Origin of the sequence: Paenibacillus tritici, assembly GCF_018207515.1 — a bacterium.
GTDB lineage: Bacteria > Bacillota > Bacilli > Paenibacillales > Paenibacillaceae > Paenibacillus_AQ > Paenibacillus_AQ tritici.
The window spans coordinates 6,687,486-6,707,745 of record NZ_CP073365.1; the positions used below are offsets into that span (position 1 = coordinate 6,687,486).

A 20,260-nucleotide genomic window follows, 5' to 3' on the forward strand; every position below is an offset into this window, starting at 1 on the left:
TACTGGCCGATGCAGGCAGCGGCGCTCCCCGCTGTGAACAGAACCATCAATCTAAAGGGAGTGTCCTATTCATGCAGCAACAATCCAATTCTCCAGGCCTGCGTAAATCCTTCAAAGCAAGACATCTGACTATGATCGCCCTCGGCGGCTCGATCGGAACCGGACTGTTCCTGGCCAGCGGCGGCGCGATTGCTTCCTCGGGGCCGGGCGGAGCCCTGCTCGCCTATACCGCAGTCGGCATTATGGTCTATTTCCTGATGACCAGCCTCGGGGAGCTGGCGACCTATTTACCGGATTCCGGTTCCTTCAGCACGTATGGAACGCGGTTCGTCAGCCCCGCCTTCGGCTTCGCCATCGGCTGGAACTTCTGGTACAACTGGGCGGTTACCATTGCCGCCGAGCTGTCGGCAGCCACCGTCATTATTAAGTACTGGTTCCCGGACAGCCCCTCCATGCTCTGGAGTCTGCTGTTCCTGCTGCTCATGTTCGGCCTGAACTTCCTCTCCGCGCGCGGTTACGGCGAATCGGAATACTGGTTTGCCATTATCAAGATTATTACCGTTGTGGTCTTCCTCATCGTCGGAGTCCTTATGATCTTCGGAATTATGGGCGGCAAAGCGGTGGGATTCAGCAACTTCCAGCTGGGAGGCAGCTCGTTCCACGGGGGATTCTTCGCGTTCGTCGGGGTCTTCATGGCCGCAGGCTTCTCCTTCCAGGGCACGGAGCTGGTCGGTGTCGCAGCCGGCGAGAGCGAGAACCCGCGCAAGAATGTGCCGATAGCGATCCGCCAGGTGTTCTGGCGCATCCTGATCTTCTATATCTTCGCTATTCTCGTCATCGGCATGATCATCCCTTATACGAATCCCGATCTGCTCCGCGGCGGAATTGATGATATCGGCGTCAGCCCGTTCACCATCGTCTTCAACAAAGCAGGGCTGGCGATCGCCGCTTCCGTCATGAATGCGGTCATTCTCAGCTCCGTGCTGTCTGCCGGCAACTCCGGAATGTATGCCTCCACCCGCGTCCTGTACGCCATGGCTAAGGATGGAATGGCTCCGCGTGCCCTCGGCAAGCTGAACCGCAGAGGAGTTCCTGTAGGCGCGCTGCTCGTGACTACTGCTGTCGGCATGCTGGCCTTCCTCGCCTCCTTCTTCGGGGATGGCGCGGTATACAATTGGCTGCTGAACGCTTCCGGGATGTGCGGCTTCATCAACTGGCTGGGGATTGCCGTCTGCCATTACCGCTTCCGCCGTGCCTTTGTGAAGCAGGGACATTCGCTCGATGAGCTGCCCTACCGGGCCAGATGGTTCCCTTTCGGTCCGTTGTTTGCCTTCGCGCTGTGTATGGTGGCTGTATTCGGCCAGAACATGGGCGCCTTCACCGGCTCAAGCATCGACTGGTATGGCATTCTGGTCTCCTATATCAGTGTTCCTCTGTTCCTGCTGATCTGGCTCGGCTACGGCTGGTTCCGCAAGAGCAGCATTATCCCGCTGGATAAGTGCGACCTGAGTACACACGCAGACTAGTAGATCATGAGATTTTAACTAGTAAAACCGCTTTTGGAAAAGCGCTGGCTGAAGGGTTGTCGGGCAAGGGTGGGGAGTTGCGTAAGGCTTAATTGTACTTCGTACAACTAAATCGTCTGATTTCAAACCAATTATTCGTTTAGATGTATTTGGTACATTTAAAAATCCATTTTCCTCTGGTTCTCACCCTTCGGGCTGATTTAGTTGTACAGACTACAGGTATACGATGCTCGTATGCCTTTTCGCTGTTTTTAAGTGTACATTCTACAGTTATTGTTGAATTGGACCTTACTCCCAAGGGAGTACGCCCTAATCATCGGTTAGGGAGACCGTAAGGAGCACACTCATCATGCTGCCGGTTGAAGTGGTCTAACGGTTTGCAATAAAAAGACCGGCTGTGCCCCCTTCACGGAGGCTCAACCGGTCTTTTTGCACGCTATGGGATGTATTACAGTTGGGTTGCTTATTACGCCCAGGTGGTGATCGTATCGACCGGGAGGCGGTAGGACGGATAACCCTCTTTGGCGGCTTTGCCGATCGAGATCAGCATGACCGGCTGGAACCGTTCTTTATCCAGGCCAAAAGCTTCGGCAATGTGTTCCTTATCATATCCGGCCATCGGGTTGGTATCGTAACCGTGGGCACGGGCTACAAGCATTAGCTGCATGGAAACAAGCCCCGAATCAATCAGATTCACATCCCTGAGTTCGGATGCGGCAAGGTTCGCATAATAAGGCTTAATCTGCTGGAGCTGCATAGTCATGACGTCACGCGGCATGTACCCAAGCTCCACGGCTTTGCCGAAAATTTCCTCTATATACTCACTGTTGCTGGCATCATAAAACACGGCAATCACTGCCGAGGAGGTAAGCGCCTGGGTCTGGTTGAAGGAAGCCAGCGGTGCGAGCTTTGCTTTGCCTTCCGCGCTGTCAATGACAAGGAAACGCCACGGCTGCATGTTAATGGCAGAGGGGGCACGGGAAGCTTCCTCCAGCATCTCTGTCATTTCCTCCCGGCTGATTTTCACTTCAGGATCATAGACCTTAACGGAACGGCGCTCCAGGACGATTTCATTGAAATCGTTGGATTTATGGAATTTACGGGTGATTGTGCTCATGTGAATTTCTCTCCCTTGTATACTTGCTGGAATAGTGCTGATAATCGTATCATCACTACAAGAATTCTAAACTATGAAGTATACTTTATAGCAATAGGGACAAACGGAGGGATTCACATTGAAGATTAGTGAAGTAGCCAAAATAGTTGACTTACCCATATCCACCATCCGTTACTATGAGAAAATGGGCATTATTACAGATGAATATATCCTGCGGGAAGAGAACAACTACCGCAATTATGATGTAGGGATTATTCACCATCTGGGTGTGATCAAGAACTGTTTAGCTGTAGGCTTTTCGATTAATGATATCAAATCCATGATCACCGCAAACGGGATATCCAAAGAAGAGCAAACCCGCATTTTAAAAGATAAAATATCTGAGATTGAAGCTGCTCAAAAAAATCTGGAGAATTCCAAGCAATACCTTTATGACCTTCTTGAGCTGGAGATAACGTGCGAGGACGGGTTCGGAAAGGCTTCGCATGTCGCATGTCCCCCAGCCCAACGCAGCGAGAGACATCCCTAATTGCTGCTTCCCTAATGTATTTTTTATTTGTGGGGCATCCTATCCTGTATTCACAACCTAAGGAGGCACCTATGAAAAAACATTGGATGATTCCCCTGCTGATGCTAATACTCGTCATAAGCTGGCCGTTAAGCCGTGGCTCGGCCGCTCCTGACTATGCCCGTTGGGGAACCCTTGCCGTGAAAGAGGCGCAGCAGAAATACAACGCCGAGATTGTTGATTATAAGCATATTGGCCGCACCCAAATCAAACCTAAGCTGGCCGAAGAGAAATTCAAACTGCTGGTCCGCAGCAAAGCTGGACGAGAATTCGGAGTCATCGTCATGATCCGCTTCAACCCGTCCACCGACAAGCTTCAGAGTATTCAATTCCTGGAGACCAGGAGCTGAAGACTCCGCTCCGCTTATTTCCAGGCCACATATACCTTGAGATCCCCTGTATTCTCAAACGGCGAACTGTTGAAGGCCAGGTTATCCAGCCCCAGCTCATAGAGCACCTGGAGATCGCGCCTCAGCAGTTTGTCGCTCCCACGGTAGCGGAACAGCACCGATTGCTGTCCGGCTTCCGCCGCCTGCCGGGCAAGCTCCTTGAGCTGTGCCGCCGAAGAGATCACCTGATCCTCCTCATACAGCCGGTAACCCAGAACCTCCTGAAGCTGCTTGTATCCTTCCGTGCCCTGCCCTCCGCTGCTGACCAGCTGGGACAGCGTCTTCGCATAGCTGGTGGCAGCCGCCGGGTAAGACTTGGTCCAGCTGTGGTCAAGACGCATCTGGGCATCTGTCCTCATATAATACACCGTACTGATTCCGCCCTCCGGACTTGGGTCCGGGTCATCCCAGGTGGTATCCAGGTGGTACCATAGCCCGTTCAACTGCACGAGATTCCAGGCGTGCGACTGGGTCACACCGCCTGCAGCCCTTGCCGTCCCCTCCACAATCCTGTTCGGAATTCCCGCCCCCAGCAGCAGCTTGTAAGTCAAAAGGGTATAGCCCTGACATACCGCACTGCCTGTCGTAAGCCCCTCATAAGCGGTATATTTACGATGCGAGGTGTCATATTCCAGATTCAGCACGACCCAGTCGTGGATCGCTTGTATCCGCTGGTGATTGTTCATCCCCGGCGTAATGATCTGCTGCAGAATAACCTTCACCTGCTTGTTGACATACGCCGTCTGCTGCAGCGTCTCCCGGTACTCCACCTGAACCGTCACTTGAACAGACCGCGTGCTTCCGCGGTAAGAGAAGGCATAGCTGTCAATAATATAATAGAGGTACAGCTCGCTCCCCATCGCCTGATTAATCGCCTTCTCTATCTCACTCTTCAGCTTGGCAGTCTTCCCCTGATACGTGAAGGTAATGGTCTCTCTGCGGTTGCTCATCGCTCCGGCCAGCTTCTGCGTCATTCCTTCGTAGGAATGCACCACCGCCGAATCCGGCGCAGCATAGGCATACTCATATCCCCAGTAAGTCGCAGGCGGTATGGCTGCAAAAACGAGCATGATTCCAACCACAGTCTTCATCAGCGATCTATGTCTCTTCCCCATATTGTCCGAGTGCCTCCTGCAATCTATATAATGAATCATATGATTATCCATCCTCATAAATGTACCATAAAGGGCACACGGTAAAATACCCCCACAAAGCGGGGCTTTGGCCTCGAAGGTTACTCAGGTACTTTGCGGGGATCCCTAAATCTTATAAATTCTATAATGGTAAAAAGCCGCCGCTTCCCGGCTGATCTCCAGGAAGCGGCGGCATATGCTGCCTTCAATACAAGTCTGCGCTTACACCTCAGACCGTTACGAGATAAACCCCGCCAGCCGTAACATCAATCGCACCCTTAAGCGCCTGGGCGCTGCCGTCCGCAAGCTGCAGCGTCAGTCCATGCGTATAGCTCAGGTGCAGCCTTCCGTCCACCCCCGCCGTGATCCGTGCGGATACCAGGATTCCATCCTGCCATTCCATGTCAACCTCATAACCGCCGCGTGCCTTCAGGCCGCGGATTCGGCCGTTCCTCCAGGCTCCGGGCAGCGCCGGAAGCAGCGTAAGCCCGCCCAGATGACTCTGAAGCAGCATCTCTGCGATCCCGGCAGTCACACCGAAATTACCGTCAATCTGAAACGGCGGATGCGCGTCGAACAGATTGGGATACACGGAGCGGGTTAACAGCGTGCGGACAAAACCATAGGCCGACTCTCCGTCGGCAAGCCGGGCATAGAGGTTAATCAGCCAGGCACAGCTCCAGCCGGTATGTCCTCCGCCGGAGGCGATCCGCTTCTCCAGCGAGTACCGGCTGGCCTCCAGCAGCTCCGGGGTGTCCCGTCCGTTAATCCGGTTACCCGGATACAGACTGTACAGATGGGAGACATGACGGTGTCCCGGCTCCGATTCGGTGAACTCATAGATCCATTCCTGCAGCCGTCCATCACTGCCAATCTTCAGCGGAGACAGGCGGGTTAGCGTCTGCTCCAGCTCTTCCTGAAACGCAGCGTCCACACCCAGAATATGCGCAGCCTGGAGGCAATGCTGCATTAACTCAGCGATCAGGCTCATATCCATAGCCGACCCCATAGATACACTGCAGGCTCTGCCGTCCCCGGTTACGAACCGGTTCTCCGGCGAAGTGGACGGACTGGTGACAAGCATTCCCTCCGGCCCTTCCACCAGCCAGTCCAGGCTGAAGAGCGCTGCTCCCTTCATTAGCGGGTAAGCGGTCTCTTCCAGATAAGCAATATCCGGGGTGAATTCGTAATGCTCCCACAGATGGCGGGATAACCATACCCCGCCCATGGGCCAGAATGCCCAGCTGGCATCTCCGCCGGACGGGGTGGACGATCTCCACAGATCCACATTGTGATGCGCTACCCAGCCTCGTGCCCCATAGTGAATGGCAGCCGTTCTGGCTCCGGTCACGCTAAGCTCCCTGATCAGCTCAATCAGCGGCTCATGGCATTCACTGAGATTGCAGACCTCCGCCAGCCAATAGTTCATCTGTGTATTAATGTTGGTTGTATAATTGCTGTTCCAGGGCGGCTGAACATGCGGATTCCAGATCCCCTGCAAATTGGCTGCCTGTGTTCCGGGCCGCGAGCTGCCCATCAGCAGATAGCGGCCGTATTGGAACAGCAGCGCTTCCAGCGCCGGGTCCTCCCCTCCGTTCCTGTAAGCGGCCAGGCGTTCATCGGTTGGCTGCTTATCCGCGTCATGTCCGCCCAGATCCAGCTCCATCCGGCGGAATATAGCCCGGTGATCTGCGGCATGGCGTCCATACAGCTCCTCATAAGTCATACCGGCAGCAGAAGTTATTCTGCCTGCACACAGCTCGGCAGGGCTTGCTATAACTGCTGAATCCTGAGCCGCCGCCCCTGCTCTCCTATGGCTTGCTCTGGACCGCACCTCCTCATAGTCTGTGCCGGCTGCAAGCAGCAGCAGCACACGGTCTGCGCCGGTTATCACCAGCTTATCACCCGAATAATCAACGCTCCCTCCGGTCACCTGTGCCTGAAGATGCAGCTCAAATGCCACTCCGAGACCCTCCTCATAGAGGACCGCCAGCGGATGATCCTGGTGATAATTGTCGGCAATATGTGACGGGCAACGCCCCTGCAATACAAGCCCATTCCCTTGGCCTCGGCTGACCCGATGCTTAAGCGGGCTATCCAGAGCAAGCTCAAGATCAATGCCCCCGGATTGATCGCTTACAAGCTGAACGACCCCCACCTGATCTGGAGCGCTGATGAATACTTCACGGGTGAATGACCCCTGTTCCGTCCTATAGGTGACCCGGGTTATTCCGCTGTCCAGATCAAGCTCTCTTTCATAGGCCGTGTAGTTCTCTGCACCCGGCTGTGTAAGAATCAGGTCCCCGAGCGGCATATAAGCCTGGGCATTGACACCAAGCATATGGGCATTCACCATATCCTCCGCTTCGCCGTATTGACCGGCGGACAGCAGCTCCCTTGTCTTCTTCAGATAGCGCAACGCTTCATAGTTATTGGTATCCCGGGGAAATCCGGACCATAAGGTATCTTCATTCAGTTGAATCCGCTCCCTGGCGGTGCCGCCGAAGACCATAGCTCCCATATGCCCGTTCCCGAGCGGCAGCGCCTCTTCCCAGACAGCTGCGGGCTGGCGGTATCTAAGCTTCCACGGGCACGGGTACGCCTGCTCATTCTCCATGTTCTCCTCGCTCCTCATGATCTTAATGGAGTACAGCAAAAGGCCCTGACCAAAGTCGGGCCTTTTGCTGTATGGATCATTTCACATCCAATGATTGCTTACAGACTTTTACCTGTCCACAGGGATACTCTCTTTTTCACGAGCTCTGTGAATTCTTTTTCCATCTCCTGAGCGCCTGCTTTGTCCAGCTCGGCCAGGAAGGCGTCATACACTTTATCGAAGTCAGCCGGCTTGGAAAGGATAGCTTCAGGAATACGTTTGCGGATGATATCCTGCGTCTTGCTGAAGGTTACCTGATATTTGCCGTCAGTTGGAACAGGCATGTTGTATAGAGCGCCCGTTTCTTTGACCGGGAATTCATCTTCTTTCGGGAACAGATCTTTCCAGGTTGTAGCCTTATATCCGGCAAGGGATTCCTTCTCAGCTGCCGAGTAAGAAGCGACAATCTGATCCGGGAAGCTTGTAGTGTAGTAGTTGCCTGTGGGATCCTTCACACCATCACCATAACGTGCACCAAAGATCAGGTACTGGCCGATCCCTGTTTCCTTCTGGGTGTTCGCGGTATCATTGGCTAATCCGTCGCGGACTTCAGGATTCACTTCACGTTTACCGTCAGTTACAGTGTAATGTTTGCCTTCAATCCCCCAGGTTCTCAGAACCTGGCCTTCATCGGAAGACATCCAGTCCAGCCATTTGATAATACGGACCGGATCTTTGGCTGCCGTAGTAATGGCAAGACCATAGCCGTCGATACCAGTCTGCATGAAGGAGTGATCCTTATACTCATCAGACAAAGTCACCGGGAAGTGTGCATAAGTGTATTCATCTTTACCGGCTGCTTTCAGTGCATTCTCACCATCGGAGTATTCCCATTCCTGGGAGATCAGACCGAGTACACGGCCGCTGGCTACTTTAGCTTTGTATTGGTCATCTTTTTGGACAAAAGTATCTTTATCCAGCAGGCCTTGGGCATACATGCCGTTCAACCAGCGGAAGTATTCTTTCTCTTCGGGACGTTTGTAGTGAAGTTTGGCCTCGAAGGTCTCAGGATCAACATAGTATTCACCATCATCCGGCGCACCTGTTGCGATGAAGGCCGGGTTAGTCACTGTGATCATGATCTTCCAGTCATCCGCGTTCAGGGTAAGCGGAATGGTAGGCTGACCGTCAGTTTCCGGATGCAGCGCCACATAATCCTTCAGCACCTTCTCATAATCTGCCAGGGTCTTCACCTCAGGATAGCCAAGCTCCTTCAGCACACGGTGCTGAATCTCAAAGCCGCCTGTAGCGTCGAAGGACTGCTGGCCGACACCCATATTCGTAGGAATCTGATAGATGGCCTGGTCATCGAGGGAGTATTTCAGACGGTTCATGTTCTCGCCGTAGACTTTCTTAAGGTTCGGAGCATGTTTATCAATCAGTTCGGTCATATCGACAATCAGCCCGGCGTCCACCAGTTTACTCAGACTTCCCTTGGCGAAAATCAGATCAGGCACGTCGCCGCTGGCAGCCATCATGGCGATTTTTTGGTCGCCGCCGCCGCTGCCTACGTCAAATTCAGCTTCAAGGGTGACTCCGGTCTTTTCAGTAATGGCTTTACCTACGTCATCCTGCATCTTGTTCCAGTTCGGGCTGGCATCCGCACCGAAGAAGGAAATGGTGAACGGTGAAGTATCTAATGCGGTATCATCAGCAGAATTCGTGGCTTCGGGTGTATTTCCTGTGTTGTTAGGTGTCGTGTTGTTGGCAGCATTATTGCTATTTCCTCCACAACCGGCGATTAGCATCGAGCTGGCCAGCAGGAGTGTAAAAATCGTTTTGGTGCTCTTGCGATTCATTGTGTATCCCCCTTGTATATTAATTAACTTGCATTTATGCATATCAGGTTAGACCTGAATATACCATTGTGAACGCTTGCAAAACCACCATAAATATAAATTACCACATATTAACACTTCGCGTGAGCGGGAGGGCTGCCTGGCCCTGCACAGAACCCGGCAGTTTCTCCTTATCACTCTATGGCTTAGCTGAGGCTTACGCCTTAACGGCTCCCAGCGTCATCCCGCCGACAAAATACTTTTGCAGGAACGGATATACCACCAGAATCGGTACGGTTACAACAATGGTAATGGCCATCTTGATCGACTCCGGCGAGATCTGCGCCATCTGCCGGGCCATATCGTTCGCATTGACCATGCCGCTGCCCTGGTTGGTAGACGACAAGACCTTCATAAGCTCGAACTGCAGGGTCGTCAAATGCGGCTTGTTGCCGTTGTACAGATATGTGGTGAACCATTCATTCCATTGTCCTACCGCCAGGAACAGTGCGATCGTTGCCAGCACCGGCTTACAGAGCGGCAAGATGATTTTATAGAAAATCATAAAGTCATTGGCCCCGTCCAGCTTGGCGGATTCCTGCAGGGCAAAGGGCAGCCCGTCCATAAAGGAGCGGATAATGAAGACGTTGAAGGCGGAAACCATGCCTGGCAGAATATAGATCCAGAATGTTCCAATCAGATTCAAGTCCTTCATCAGAATGTACATCGGCACCATACCGCCGGAGAAATACATCGTCAGGGCCAGGAACACCGAGACAAACTTTCTGGCTCTGAATTCCGGACGGCTGAGCGTAAAGGCCAGCATCGACGCGCTGATCAGACCCAGCAGTGTACCTGAGAGGGTACGCAGAATAGAGATTTTGAAGCCTTGAATCAGGCCGGTATAGCTGAAGATCCGCTGGTAGTTCTCCAGGGTCCATTCCCGCGGGAAGATATAGATGCCGCCCCGGACGGTGTCTGTAGATTCATTGAAGGAAATCGCCAGCACGTTCAGAAAGGGATATAATGTCACAATCATAATCAATCCCAGCGCGATGTAGAGAAAGACATCGAATACACGTTCACCTTTTGACATTTGAAACGCTTTGCCACCCATTGATAATCCCCTCCTTACATAATGCTTTCTTTGGCGAATTTCTTCATTAGACCGTTAGCAGTGAACAACAGGATCACACTGACTACCGAGGTGAACATACTTATTGCCGTACCGTAAGAGAATCGCGAGATTTGAATCCCGTATTTAAGCGCATACAAATCCAGCACTTCCGAATAATCGGTTACGAGGTTGTTCTGAAGCTGGAACTGTTTCTCGAAGCCGATACCGACCAGATGGCCGATGTTCATAATGAGCAGGACCATTACAGTGGTACGGATACCCGGCAGCGTGATATTGAACATCTGCTTGACTCTGCCTGCGCCATCCACTTTTGCCGCTTCATACAGCTCTTTATCAATCCCTGTAATCGCTGCCAAATAGATGATTGCATTCCAGCCCGTTTCCTTCCAGATGTCGGCTGCAGTTAAGACTCCCCAGAAATATTTACCTTTGGACATGAACTGGATCGGCTCATCAATAACATTCATCCAGAGCAGCAGATCGTTCACAATCCCGCCGTCGATCGCGAGTGTCTTGTAGACAATCCCGCCTACCACAACCCAGGAGACAAAGTGAGGCAGGTAAGAGATCGTCTGAACCGTTCTCTTGAAGATGTTCCCGCGCAGCTCATTGAGCATCACCGCGAACAGGATGGGAACCACGAAGCCGAATATCAGTCCAAGCATACTCATGGCCAGTGTATTTCTTAATACAAGATAGAAGCGTTCATCCTGGAACAGCTCTTTGAAGTTATCCAGTCCGACCCATTTCTGTTCACTGAACGACTTGACCGGCTTATAATTCTGGAAGGCCATAAGCCATCCCCATATAGGCACATAGCTGAAAATAAATACCCAGATTACGAATGGAAGGGACATCAGGTATAAGTACTTTTGCTGCACTACGCTTTTCCAAAAGCCACTATTCCGTTTCGCAGGTGGGCGGGGGGTTACGCTTTCATTTGCTGTAACACCGTTTTCAGTGAGCGCTTTCACGATCATTATTCCCCCTTCGCTTTGATAGCTATATCTTATCTCAGCTCCGGGGGGAGAAATACCCAACAGATTTCACGTAAAAACCTATAGAAATTAGACATTCTAACGGCAAGCAGGCTACTTAAGACTTCAATTTGCTGTCCGTAGGGATCGAAAAGGTAATCCGGGTCCCCTCGCCTTCCCGGCTGGAGATTCTCAGCCCATGCTCCGCTCCGTAATACAAGGTCAGTCTCTGCTGCACATTGCGCAGACCAATCCGCCCCTGCTCCTCTTCCTCCGCTTTGGTGATTACCTCCATAATCTCAGACAGCCGTCCTTCCTTCATACCGATGCCGTCATCCATCACTACTACCTGAACCTCCTTGTTCTCGTCCAGGGTAATAGCGATGTTGACATGGACAGTGCCTTCCTTATTCTCCAGACCATGCACCACGGAGTTCTCTACCAGCGGCTGGATGATCAGCGGCGGGATCATAACTTCAGCGGCGGCGGGATCGAACTCAATCTCATACTCCAGCCTGTCCTCATACCGGAACTTCTGAATCTCCAGATAAGAGCGGATCATCTCTATCTCCTCCTTGATTGGCGCTCTTTCCCTGCCGACTTCAAGGTTCTTGCGCATCAGCTTGCCCAGCAGCCTGACAATGTTGGCGATTTCCTTCTCTCCCCGGAGATGGGCATTCATACGGATGGACTCCAGCGCATTGAACAGAAAATGCGGATGAATCTGGCTGGCCATCATCTTAAGCTTGATCTCCCGCTGGGCGATCTCCAGCGTACTGTTCTTCTCATTGCTCTCAATAACCTGATTAATCAGCTGGTTGATGCTGGCTACCATGTAATTGAACTGGCGCGACAGCTGGCCGATCTCATCCGTCCCGTCGATCCGCGAGACGACGTTCAGGTTACCCAGCGCTACCTGGTTGAGCTGCCGGCTCAGCCGCAGCAGACGGTTGGAAGTCAGCAGCGAGATGGTGTATACCAGCACAAGAGCCACAAGCAGCACTCCGCCGACAATGAACAGGCCAAGCTGGCTCACTTTATTGGCATCACTCAGAATGCTTTTCGTCTCAAATACCGAAATAATCTTCAGCTTGCTGATACTCAGCGCAGGGGTCATCTCATCAATAATGACGTAGGAATCCTGGTCCTTCACCTCCGCAGTGAACACACCTTTAGACTTCGACTGCACATCCATTCCCAGGTCAAAAGCATCCACCGTGCTGCCCACAAGCTGCGGATTCTTAGCCGCCACGATATACCCCTGCTCATCAATGATGATCGTGTCAAACGGCTCCTGATAGAGCATCTGATTCAGTTCATCCTGCACCACCTGCACCATTAATACTCCGGATTTGTTGTATTCAGGGTAAGGCACCTGGCGGACAAGGCTAAGCTTGTTGATGGTTCCTTTGGGACTGTTGATATAAGGCTCCTTGTCAGGGATATACATCCAGTAGATCTGACTGCTCTGCGTCGCCTTTTTATACCAGCTTCTCGCTTGGACCTCCGGCGTTAACGGCGCTATGGACATATCATCTACCAGCGTCGGGTTATCAATGAAAAAACGGATATTGGAGATCTCCCGGTACCGCAGCACATATTCCTTGAAATCCGTGTAGTTCAGATAAGCCTTGGTCAGCTCCAGAATACTGGGGTAATTCGTATTCACCAGCTGCTCCAGCTCTTCGTTGAAGTAGAGCAGGTTGGAGATATCCGTAGGGACCCGCAGCTTGCTGGATAACTGGCTTTTGATTTTCTCCACATTGTTGGTGGCCTGGTCAATCGCTCTGGTTAAAGCCCCGTCACGAAAATAATTGGTCAGAGTAAAGCCCACAATCAGCACAGGAATCATAACGACGATAATATAGAAAAAAATCAGCTTGTATTTCAGCTTCATATTGTTGACCATCCGCACCAGACGTTTGATAATAATCTCCCCTTTCCGATACACAAACAGGCTGCCCCCCTAGTCTTCTGCAAGATGGGGAGCAACCTGTATATCATAAGCTTCACGTTTCACCTTCTGCAAGCTTATCGCTTGTCTAATTCTCCTTGCGGAACGCACTTGGAGAGACTCCGACATATTTGCGGAATTTGGCATTGAAGTAATCGGCATTCATATACCCGACCTGCTCTGCCACTTCATAGACCTTCATGCCTTGGGTCAGGAGCTGCTTGGCCTTCTCGATCCGGACTTTATCCAGATACGTATTGAAATGCTCACCCACCTGATTCTTGAACATTTTGCCCAGATAGGCACTGTTGTAATTGAAAATCTCCGAAAGTGTGCCCAGCTTCAGGTTCTCCTTATATCGGCGCTGGATCAGATCGGTAATCCGCTTAATCTCATCTCCGCGCCCGCTCCCACTGCCCGTCAGCCTGGAGATCTGCTCCAAATAGCCTGATACCAGCCGCTCCACATCATGCAGATACCCGCTGCTGTAGACCTCGCTCATAGGCGAGGCCTGCCCGGCAATCAGCGGGCGGATCTCGGGATTCGCCGCCTCCAGGCGGGCCATCGTACTGCTGACAATCCGCAGCAGATTGTCCTTGATATAGGTCTCGTCCCGCCGGGTATGCACCAGCTGGCGGATAATCTGCCGGGTAAGCTCTCTGGCTACCTCACTGCTTCCCGCTTCCACAGCCAGCAGAAGCTGTACCTCGATATCACGCTCAGGGTCCTGCTCTTCCTCCAGGGCTCCCGGCCTGCTTACAGGCTCCTCCCATTGGTCCGGCATTCCGCTGAGCAGCGTATGCTTCTGCCCGAAGAAGGCATCCTCCAGCCGTGCGCTTGCAGCCGCTAAGGACTGGGAGGCCTCTTCCGGCCTGTCTGCAATCCCGCCGGCTGCTGCGATGAACTCCAGCCCCTCCTTGGATACAAGGTGATGCAGCTCCTGCCAGAGCCCGGCCCGGGCGCGTTCATCCCGGAGCGGCTCCTTCAGCAGAAGTCCCATATACGGGGGAAGAGTGAAGAATAAGCCGCGCTCCTCCTGGTCCTGCCAATGGCGCTCCAGCAGTCTTTTCACCTGCTCTTCCCGGAGATCCTCGCCTTTGTTAAGCCCTTTCAATTCCAGCAGAACCACTTCGCAGTTGCGGTCCGCGAGGCCCAGCTCAGCCACCGCTTCAGCCGGCTCCTTCGACTGCAGCAGCTCCCGCACCCGCACCTCGGTCGTCCTTGCCGGCTCCAGCGCCTGCCAGTCATTCATCCGTTCCTCCAGGCTGATCTTCTCCCGCAGCTCCTGCAGATAGCTGATCAATTCCTCCTCATCCACCGGTTTGAGCAAATACCCGTCAATATGGTAGGAGATGGCCTGCTTCGCATATTCGAAATCAGCATAACCGCTGAGAATCAGCACATGGCAGCCCGGACTCTCCTTCCGCAGCTCCGAGATCAGTTCCAGCCCGGTCATCCCGGGCATACGGATATCTGCAATCACAAGTCCAGGGGCCAGCTCATGGAATCTGTCCAGAGCTTCATAGCCGTTAGCGGCTGTCGCTACCACAGTATACCCCTGTTCCTCCCAGGGGATCAGTGTCCGCATTCCTTCTCTTAGCTTGGGCTCATCATCCACAATCAGTACTTTGATCAATTGCGCTCCTCCCTTCAAGGCGTTATTAACATTTGCTTTTATATAAGCGTACTTAATAAGCGTACTTAGTCTTAAACTTGAAGCTCCGTCGTCACTGCGGTGAAATTCGGACTTCCGGCCGCTGCCCGCCCCCAGATTTCTTGATTTGGAACCGCTGTTCGCAGGTGAAATCCGGTGACTGCTGATGCTTCCGAAGCAAGCTTTCCTGCGGAAAGCTTTCAGGCGTTCGCTGCTGCTCCTACAGTTCCAAATTCCCCCTCCGCTTCTTTTGCTTTTCTTTTATTTAGATATTATACCCTATGAAAACAAGCTGCCACCCTATACAGGATGGCAGATATTCCATGCTAATATTTTATTTACGATACTGAGCCAGCTTCTCATTCAGTTCACGGGTCTGGCTGTATACATCCTGGTACACAGCGAAGATACCATCGTAGATTGCAGCCTGCTCTGCATTAGGCGTGTAGGTTTCAGCCGGACGGATGAAGGCTTCCGCACACGCGCCCAGTGACTCAAACCAGCCTGCACCGTAAGCCGCCAGCATAGCCGCGCCCATCGCCGGACCCTGCTCACTCTCCAGCTTGATAATGGAGGCGCCGAAGATATCGGCCTGCATCTGCAGCCAGGCTTCGTTCTTAGCACCGCCGCCAATTGCGACAACCTCGGTAATCTCTTTGCCGGATTCACGAACAATCTCAATGGATTCACGGAGCGAGAACGTAATGCCTTCCAGCACAGCCCGGGTAAAGTGTGACAGGGTATGGCCGGAATCCATGCCGATGAAGCTGCCGCGGATATTCGCATCCGGGTGCGGTGTACGTTCTCCGCTGATGTACGGTGTGAACAGGAGGCCGCTGCTTCCAGCCGGAATAGCGTTAACGCCTTGCAGCAATTCGTCGAAGCTCTTCTCGGCTGCAAAAGTCTCCTTGAACCAGGTCAGGCTGTGCCCTGCCGCCAGGGTGACACCCATGATATAGAAGGCATCCTTCTCACTGTGATTGAAGAAATGGACTTTGCCTTCAAGGTTAAGATCCTTGTTGCTCTCGTAGGACAGCACCACACCGGAGGTTCCAATGCTGCACATCGTCCGGCCTTCACCCAGAATGCCGGCACCCAGCGCGCCGCAGGCATTGTCCGCACCACCGGCGAACACCTTGGTGGAAGCAAGCAGGCCGGAAGCTTCAGCAATCTCCGGCAGCAGGGTTCCGGTCTGCTCGAAGGATTCCACGAGTCTCGGACAGAGGGAGAGCGGCAGATTGAACGCTTCAGCAATCTCTGCGCTCCACTGCTTACCGCCTACGTCGAGCAGCAGGGTTCCGGCGGCGTCAGAGTAGTCCATGGCGTAGTCGCCCGTCAGGTGATACCGCACATAATCCTTCGGCAGCAGGAACAACTCAGCCTTCGCCAATACCTCTGGCTCATTCTCCTGTACCCAGAGAATTTTCGGAAGCGTGAAGCCTTCCAGCGCGCGGTTTCTGGCGATCTCGATTAGCTTGCTGCCAAGCTTCTTCTCAATCTTCCGGCACTCGGCCGTAGTACGCGTATCATTCCACAGAATCGCCGGACGCAGTGCCTTGCCTTCGCCGTCTACGAGTACAAGCCCGTGCATCTGGCCCGAGAAGCTGATGCCATCAATCTGTGAAGGCTCGGCACCCGATACTTCCATCAGACGCTTCAGGCTGGCGATGGTTCCCTTCACCCAATCCTCCGGGTTCTGCTCACTCCAGTTCGGCTGGGGTCTGCTGAGCGGATAGGCCTCCGAATGCTCGAAAGCTACTTTGCCCTGGGGATCTACTAATACAGTCTTTACCGCGCTGGTTCCCAGATCGACACCGATTACATATTTCATAGTTATCCTCCTAAAAGTTATATGAAGCATTACTTCTCTTGAAACATCTCCGCAATATAACTCGCTTCGTAAGCATAATCTTAAGTTTTGCGAGCTTCTGCTTCCTGTATTCACTTCAAGCAAAACTCGCTTCGTAAGCATCTAATTAATTATATGAAGCATTAACCCTATTACCGAAGCCTGTGCATAGCTGGTACGTAAGCCGTCTGAAAGAAGTACCCTCCACCCGGAGATACGGCGGCTGCCATTGTATTTCCTGCAATAGATTCCCCCTAAATCGGCCGAAAATCGCAAACTGTTGCACTTCGTACATTAGAATTCCTTGAAAAGGCTCCAGTGAACGTTATCCGCAAGAATCTGTTGTACCAAATGCAGCAGAATGGCATTTCCCAGCGAGAGCAGAGCATTCTATTGCACAAAATACATTCGCACAGCCATTCTCCGTCATTCTCTGCCATCCACATCTATTCTCCAGCAATAAAAGGGGGCTGCCGAAGAATGCTCTCTTCAGCAACCCCCGTTGCGTTTATCCTGTGATGAATCTGCGGCAGCTGCCGCAAATCCGGTGCAGTCTTACTCTACAGTCAGGATGTACTGGTTAAGTGTTGCTCTCAGCAATTCCTGGCGTCCGGACTTGTTCGGACGCGGGCTCTCATTGTTCAGCGCATAATCAGCAAGCGAAGCAAGTGTCGCTTTGCCGGATACGATGTCAGCGCCAATGCCTTCATTGAAGCTGCTGTAACGCTCAGCAATGAAGTTCTCGAATACGCCGTCTTCCAGCAGCTTCGCAGCTACCTTCAGGCCCTTAGCGTAGATGTCCATACCGGAGATATGTGCCAGGAACAGATCCTCAGGCTCGAAGGAAGGACGGCGTACTTTGGAGTCGAAGTTGATTCCGCCTTTGCCCAGACCATCGTTCTTCAGTACTTCATACAGAGTAAGGGTAGAATCGTAGATGCTTGCAGGGAATTCATCGGTATCCCAGCCGAGCAATGGATCGCCCTGGTTCGCATCAAGCGATCCCAGCATGCCGTTGATACGGGCTACATGCAGCTCATGCTCGAAAGTATGGCCGGCCAGTGTAGCATGGTTAGCTTCAAGGTTCAGCTTGAAGTGCTTATCCAGGTTGTACTTCTGCAGGAATGCGATACAGGTTGCTGCATCGAAGTCATATTGGTGTTTGGTAGGCTCCTTCGGCTTAGGCTCGATCAGGAACTGGCCTTCGAAGCCGATTTCCTTAGCATAATCAACAGCCATGCTGAACAGACGGGCAATGTTGTCTTGCTCAAGGCTCATATTAGTATTGAGCAGGGTTTCGTAGCCTTCACGGCCGCCCCAGAATACATAGTTGTCAGCGCCCAGACGTTTACCCACTTCCAGACCCTTCTTCACCTGTGCAGCAGCATGTGCGTATACGTCAGCGTTGCAAGTGGAGCCTGCACCGTGCATGTAGCGCGGGTTGGTGAACATATTGGCTGTGTTCCACAGCAGTTTTTTGCCGGAAGCCTTCATGCCTTGTTCAAGGATATCTACGATGGTGTCGATGTTGCTGTAGAATTCACGCAGGGACGCGCCTTCTGGAGCGATGTCCACATCGTGGAAGCAGTAGTACTGCAGATCCATCTTCTCCATGAACTCGAATGCTGCTTCTGCACGGGCCTTGGCTTTGTCAAGTGTGCTCAGTCTGTCCCAAGCGCGGACTGCTGTCTCAGCGCCGAACGGATCGGAACCGCCAGCGGTTAATGTATGCCAGTATGCCATTGCAAATTTCAGGTGTTCTTCCATAGTTTTGCCGGCTACGATTTCTTTGGGATTGTAGAATTTGAATGCGTAAGGGTTAGTGGAACGGCTTCCCTCGTAAGAGATCTTGCTCACTGTTTCAAAATAAGCCATTTGTAAAATCCTCCTCGATATTATGCTTCGCCCGCAAGCGTTTACAGCAACATCTTAACACATCTTTTTGACTTTGTATATTGGTTAAACAAAGTTTTTTAAACTTTTATTTTGACCTGTACCGCTGAGCGTAAAATGCCCCCGGACAGTTCCGTCTATACAGAAAACTGTAATTTCCTTACACCGTCCGCAGGTTAATCTAGTTGCATTTTTGCGCTCTTCATTCTAGACTAAGTGGCATACCTGCGCTGCGGATTACGGCTGCAAGACTACATCGATACCCGTATGCGCGTAACCCCGAAACCTCTCGGTTCTATCCTGAAACAACGGCTTTCCCCTTGTTATACGCCGCCGCTCAGCAGACCGGATAATCTTATATTTCAAAAAAGGAAGTGTGCTTCTTGAAAGTTACCGGTGATCAGGCGCTGGTCAAAAAAATAAACAAGTCGATTATTCTACATACCATCCGAATGCAATCCCCTCTCTCCCGGGCCAAGGTGTCCGAGATTACGGGCCTTAATAAAGCTACCGTCTCCAATCTGGTGGCCGAGCTATGCGGACAGGAGCTGGTGACCGAAGCCGGCCCCGGGGAATCCAGCGGCGGACGCAAGCCGCTGATGCTGCATTTCAACGAGATGGCCGGCAGTGTCATCGGAATCGAGCTGCGCGTGAAGCAGCTGAAGGCTGTACTCTGTAACCTTGGAGGCGGCATTCTTCATGAACGGGATTGTGTACTGGAAACCCACGACTTTCCTTATGTACTGGGGCAGATGCAACAGATGATCTCGGAGCTGATCGCCATTGCCCCCTCTTCTGCTTACGGACTTGTCGGCATTGGCGTAGGCGTACCGGGAATGGTCGATGAGCAGGGCGTCGTCCTGTTCGCACCCAACCTGGGCTGGGAAATGGTGGACCTGCGTTCGATCTTGGAAAGCGCCTTCTCCGTGCCCGTCACCATTGATAATGAAGCCAACGCCGGGGCCCAGGGAGAGCTGAACTTCGGCGCGGCGCGCGATGTGCGCCATCTGCTGTATATCAGTGCGGGCTCGGGGATCGGGTCCGGTATCATTATTGGAGGAGAACTGTATAAGGGGGCTCGGGGATACGCAGGGGAGACCGGACATATGACGATCGAGGCGGAAGGCAAGCCCTGCAGCTGCGGCAGCCGGGGCTGCTGGGAGCTATACGCCTCCGAGAAAACCTATGATAACCCCGGACTCTCCCTGCCCGCCCGCACGACGACCGGACTCGTCCGGTATGCGCTGGAGGGACAGCCGGATACCCTGCGCCACTTCGACTCCATCGGCGAGTATCTGGGGATCGGAGTTACCAATCTGATTAACAGCTTCAACCCGGAGCTGATCGTCATCGGGGGCGCCCTGTCCGAAGCGGAGCCGTGGCTTGGCGAACCGCTGCGCCGGGTAGTCGCTGAGCGTACACTGCCCTATCACAAGCAGCAGCTTGAGATCACCTTCTCCAAGCTCGGGAGCCGGGGAACTATGATTGGAGCAGGCTTTGCTGCCGTCATGCACTTTCTGGGCAATATCCGGGTAACCCTCTAGACTCATTCGCAAACGGGTGCCGTCCTTTTTTAGGATGGCACCCGTTTCTGCTAAGCTCTTACATTTCGGATAAGCTCTTATATT

14 protein-coding genes are annotated in these 20,260 nt (G+C 52.7%); 4 read left to right on the forward strand and 10 right to left on the reverse strand.

The genetic code is table 11. From position 1 onward, the window contains the following. Positions 1 to 71 precede the first annotated feature (71 nt). A complete protein-coding gene (locus tag KDC22_RS28750; RefSeq protein ID WP_173139746.1) occupies positions 72 to 1,526 on the forward strand; it encodes an amino acid permease in 1,455 nt (484 codons plus the stop codon). 466 nt (positions 1,527 to 1,992) lie between these two features. Here KDC22_RS28750 and KDC22_RS28755 read toward each other — a convergent pair whose 3' ends face one another. Then, positions 1,993 to 2,643: a nitroreductase family protein gene (locus KDC22_RS28755; protein ID WP_173139747.1), complete on the reverse strand. Its 651-nt coding sequence runs from the start codon at positions 2,641 to 2,643 to the stop codon at positions 1,993 to 1,995. 118 nt (positions 2,644 to 2,761) lie between these two features. On the opposite strand from KDC22_RS28755, the gene KDC22_RS28760 reads away from it, so the two are divergent. Beyond that, positions 2,762 to 3,172 carry a MerR family transcriptional regulator gene (locus KDC22_RS28760; protein ID WP_211721172.1) on the forward strand — a complete coding sequence of 137 codons (411 nt, stop codon included), beginning with the start codon at positions 2,762 to 2,764 and terminating at the stop codon, positions 3,170 to 3,172. 71 nt (positions 3,173 to 3,243) lie between these two features. Beyond that, entirely contained in the window at positions 3,244 to 3,561 is a 318-nt protein-coding gene (locus KDC22_RS28765) for a DUF3889 domain-containing protein (RefSeq protein WP_246553079.1), read from the forward strand. 14 nt (positions 3,562 to 3,575) lie between these two features. On the opposite strand, the gene KDC22_RS28770 is transcribed toward KDC22_RS28765, so the two are convergent. From KDC22_RS28770 to xylA, 9 genes are all read right to left on the reverse strand, one after another. Beyond that, on the reverse strand, positions 3,576 to 4,715 hold the full coding sequence (locus KDC22_RS28770; protein ID WP_211721173.1) for a transglutaminase domain-containing protein: 1,140 nt from the start codon (positions 4,713 to 4,715) through the stop codon (positions 3,576 to 3,578). Positions 4,716 to 4,962: 247 nt separating this feature from the next. Then, positions 4,963 to 7,350 (reverse strand): glycoside hydrolase family 95 protein, encoded by a 2,388-nt coding sequence (locus KDC22_RS28775; protein WP_211721174.1) that lies wholly within the window; start codon positions 7,348 to 7,350, stop codon positions 4,963 to 4,965. 98 nt (positions 7,351 to 7,448) lie between these two features. After that, complete coding sequence (locus KDC22_RS28780) at positions 7,449 to 9,188, reverse strand: ABC transporter substrate-binding protein (protein WP_211721175.1); 1,740 nt, start codon at positions 9,186 to 9,188, stop codon at positions 7,449 to 7,451. A gap of 196 nt (positions 9,189 to 9,384) precedes the next feature. Beyond that, positions 9,385 to 10,284 carry a carbohydrate ABC transporter permease gene (locus KDC22_RS28785; RefSeq protein ID WP_173139752.1) on the reverse strand — a complete coding sequence of 300 codons (900 nt, stop codon included), beginning with the start codon at positions 10,282 to 10,284 and terminating at the stop codon, positions 9,385 to 9,387. Positions 10,285 to 10,298: 14 nt separating this feature from the next. Beyond that, complete coding sequence (locus tag KDC22_RS28790) at positions 10,299 to 11,285, reverse strand: ABC transporter permease (RefSeq protein ID WP_173139754.1); 987 nt, start codon at positions 11,283 to 11,285, stop codon at positions 10,299 to 10,301. A gap of 115 nt (positions 11,286 to 11,400) precedes the next feature. Continuing rightward, positions 11,401 to 13,233, reverse strand: a complete 1,833-nt coding sequence (locus tag KDC22_RS28795; protein WP_425516973.1) for a sensor histidine kinase — start codon at positions 13,231 to 13,233, stop codon at positions 11,401 to 11,403. 91 nt (positions 13,234 to 13,324) lie between these two features. Continuing rightward, positions 13,325 to 14,872 (reverse strand): response regulator transcription factor, encoded by a 1,548-nt coding sequence (locus KDC22_RS28800; RefSeq protein ID WP_211721176.1) that lies wholly within the window; start codon positions 14,870 to 14,872, stop codon positions 13,325 to 13,327. A gap of 352 nt (positions 14,873 to 15,224) precedes the next feature. Beyond that, a complete protein-coding gene (gene xylB, locus KDC22_RS28805; RefSeq protein ID WP_173139758.1) occupies positions 15,225 to 16,721 on the reverse strand; it encodes a xylulokinase in 1,497 nt (498 codons plus the stop codon). A 573-nt stretch (positions 16,722 to 17,294) separates the two neighbouring features. Beyond that, complete coding sequence (xylA, locus tag KDC22_RS28810; protein WP_173139760.1) at positions 17,295 to 18,614, reverse strand: xylose isomerase; 1,320 nt, start codon at positions 18,612 to 18,614, stop codon at positions 17,295 to 17,297. 401 nt (positions 18,615 to 19,015) lie between these two features. Here xylA and KDC22_RS28815 point away from each other — a divergent pair, with 401 nt between their 5' ends. After that, positions 19,016 to 20,176 carry an ROK family transcriptional regulator gene (locus KDC22_RS28815; RefSeq protein WP_173139762.1) on the forward strand — a complete coding sequence of 387 codons (1,161 nt, stop codon included), beginning with the start codon at positions 19,016 to 19,018 and terminating at the stop codon, positions 20,174 to 20,176. Positions 20,177 to 20,260 lie beyond the last annotated feature (84 nt).

Excerpts from the sequence above, each read along its gene's own strand:
- KDC22_RS28770 (WP_211721173.1), bottom strand. The coding sequence starts at position 4,715 with ATGGGGAAGAGACATAGATCGCTGATGAAGACTGTGGTTGGAATCATG.
- xylB (WP_173139758.1), bottom strand. The coding sequence starts at position 16,721 with ATGAAATATGTAATCGGTGTCGATCTGGGAACCAGCGCGGTAAAGACT.
- KDC22_RS28780 (WP_211721175.1), bottom strand. The coding sequence starts at position 9,188 with ATGAATCGCAAGAGCACCAAAACGATTTTTACACTCCTGCTGGCCAGC.
- KDC22_RS28755 (WP_173139747.1), bottom strand. The coding sequence starts at position 2,643 with ATGAGCACAATCACCCGTAAATTCCATAAATCCAACGATTTCAATGAA.
- KDC22_RS28775 (WP_211721174.1), bottom strand. The coding sequence starts at position 7,350 with ATGGAGAATGAGCAGGCGTACCCGTGCCCGTGGAAGCTTAGATACCGC.
- KDC22_RS28790 (WP_173139754.1), bottom strand. The coding sequence starts at position 11,285 with ATGATCGTGAAAGCGCTCACTGAAAACGGTGTTACAGCAAATGAAAGC.
- xylA (WP_173139760.1), bottom strand. The coding sequence starts at position 18,614 with ATGGCTTATTTTGAAACAGTGAGCAAGATCTCTTACGAGGGAAGCCGT.
- KDC22_RS28750 (WP_173139746.1), top strand. The coding sequence starts at position 72 with ATGCAGCAACAATCCAATTCTCCAGGCCTGCGTAAATCCTTCAAAGCA.
- KDC22_RS28785 (WP_173139752.1), bottom strand. The coding sequence starts at position 10,284 with ATGGGTGGCAAAGCGTTTCAAATGTCAAAAGGTGAACGTGTATTCGAT.
- KDC22_RS28765 (WP_246553079.1), top strand. The coding sequence starts at position 3,244 with ATGAAAAAACATTGGATGATTCCCCTGCTGATGCTAATACTCGTCATA.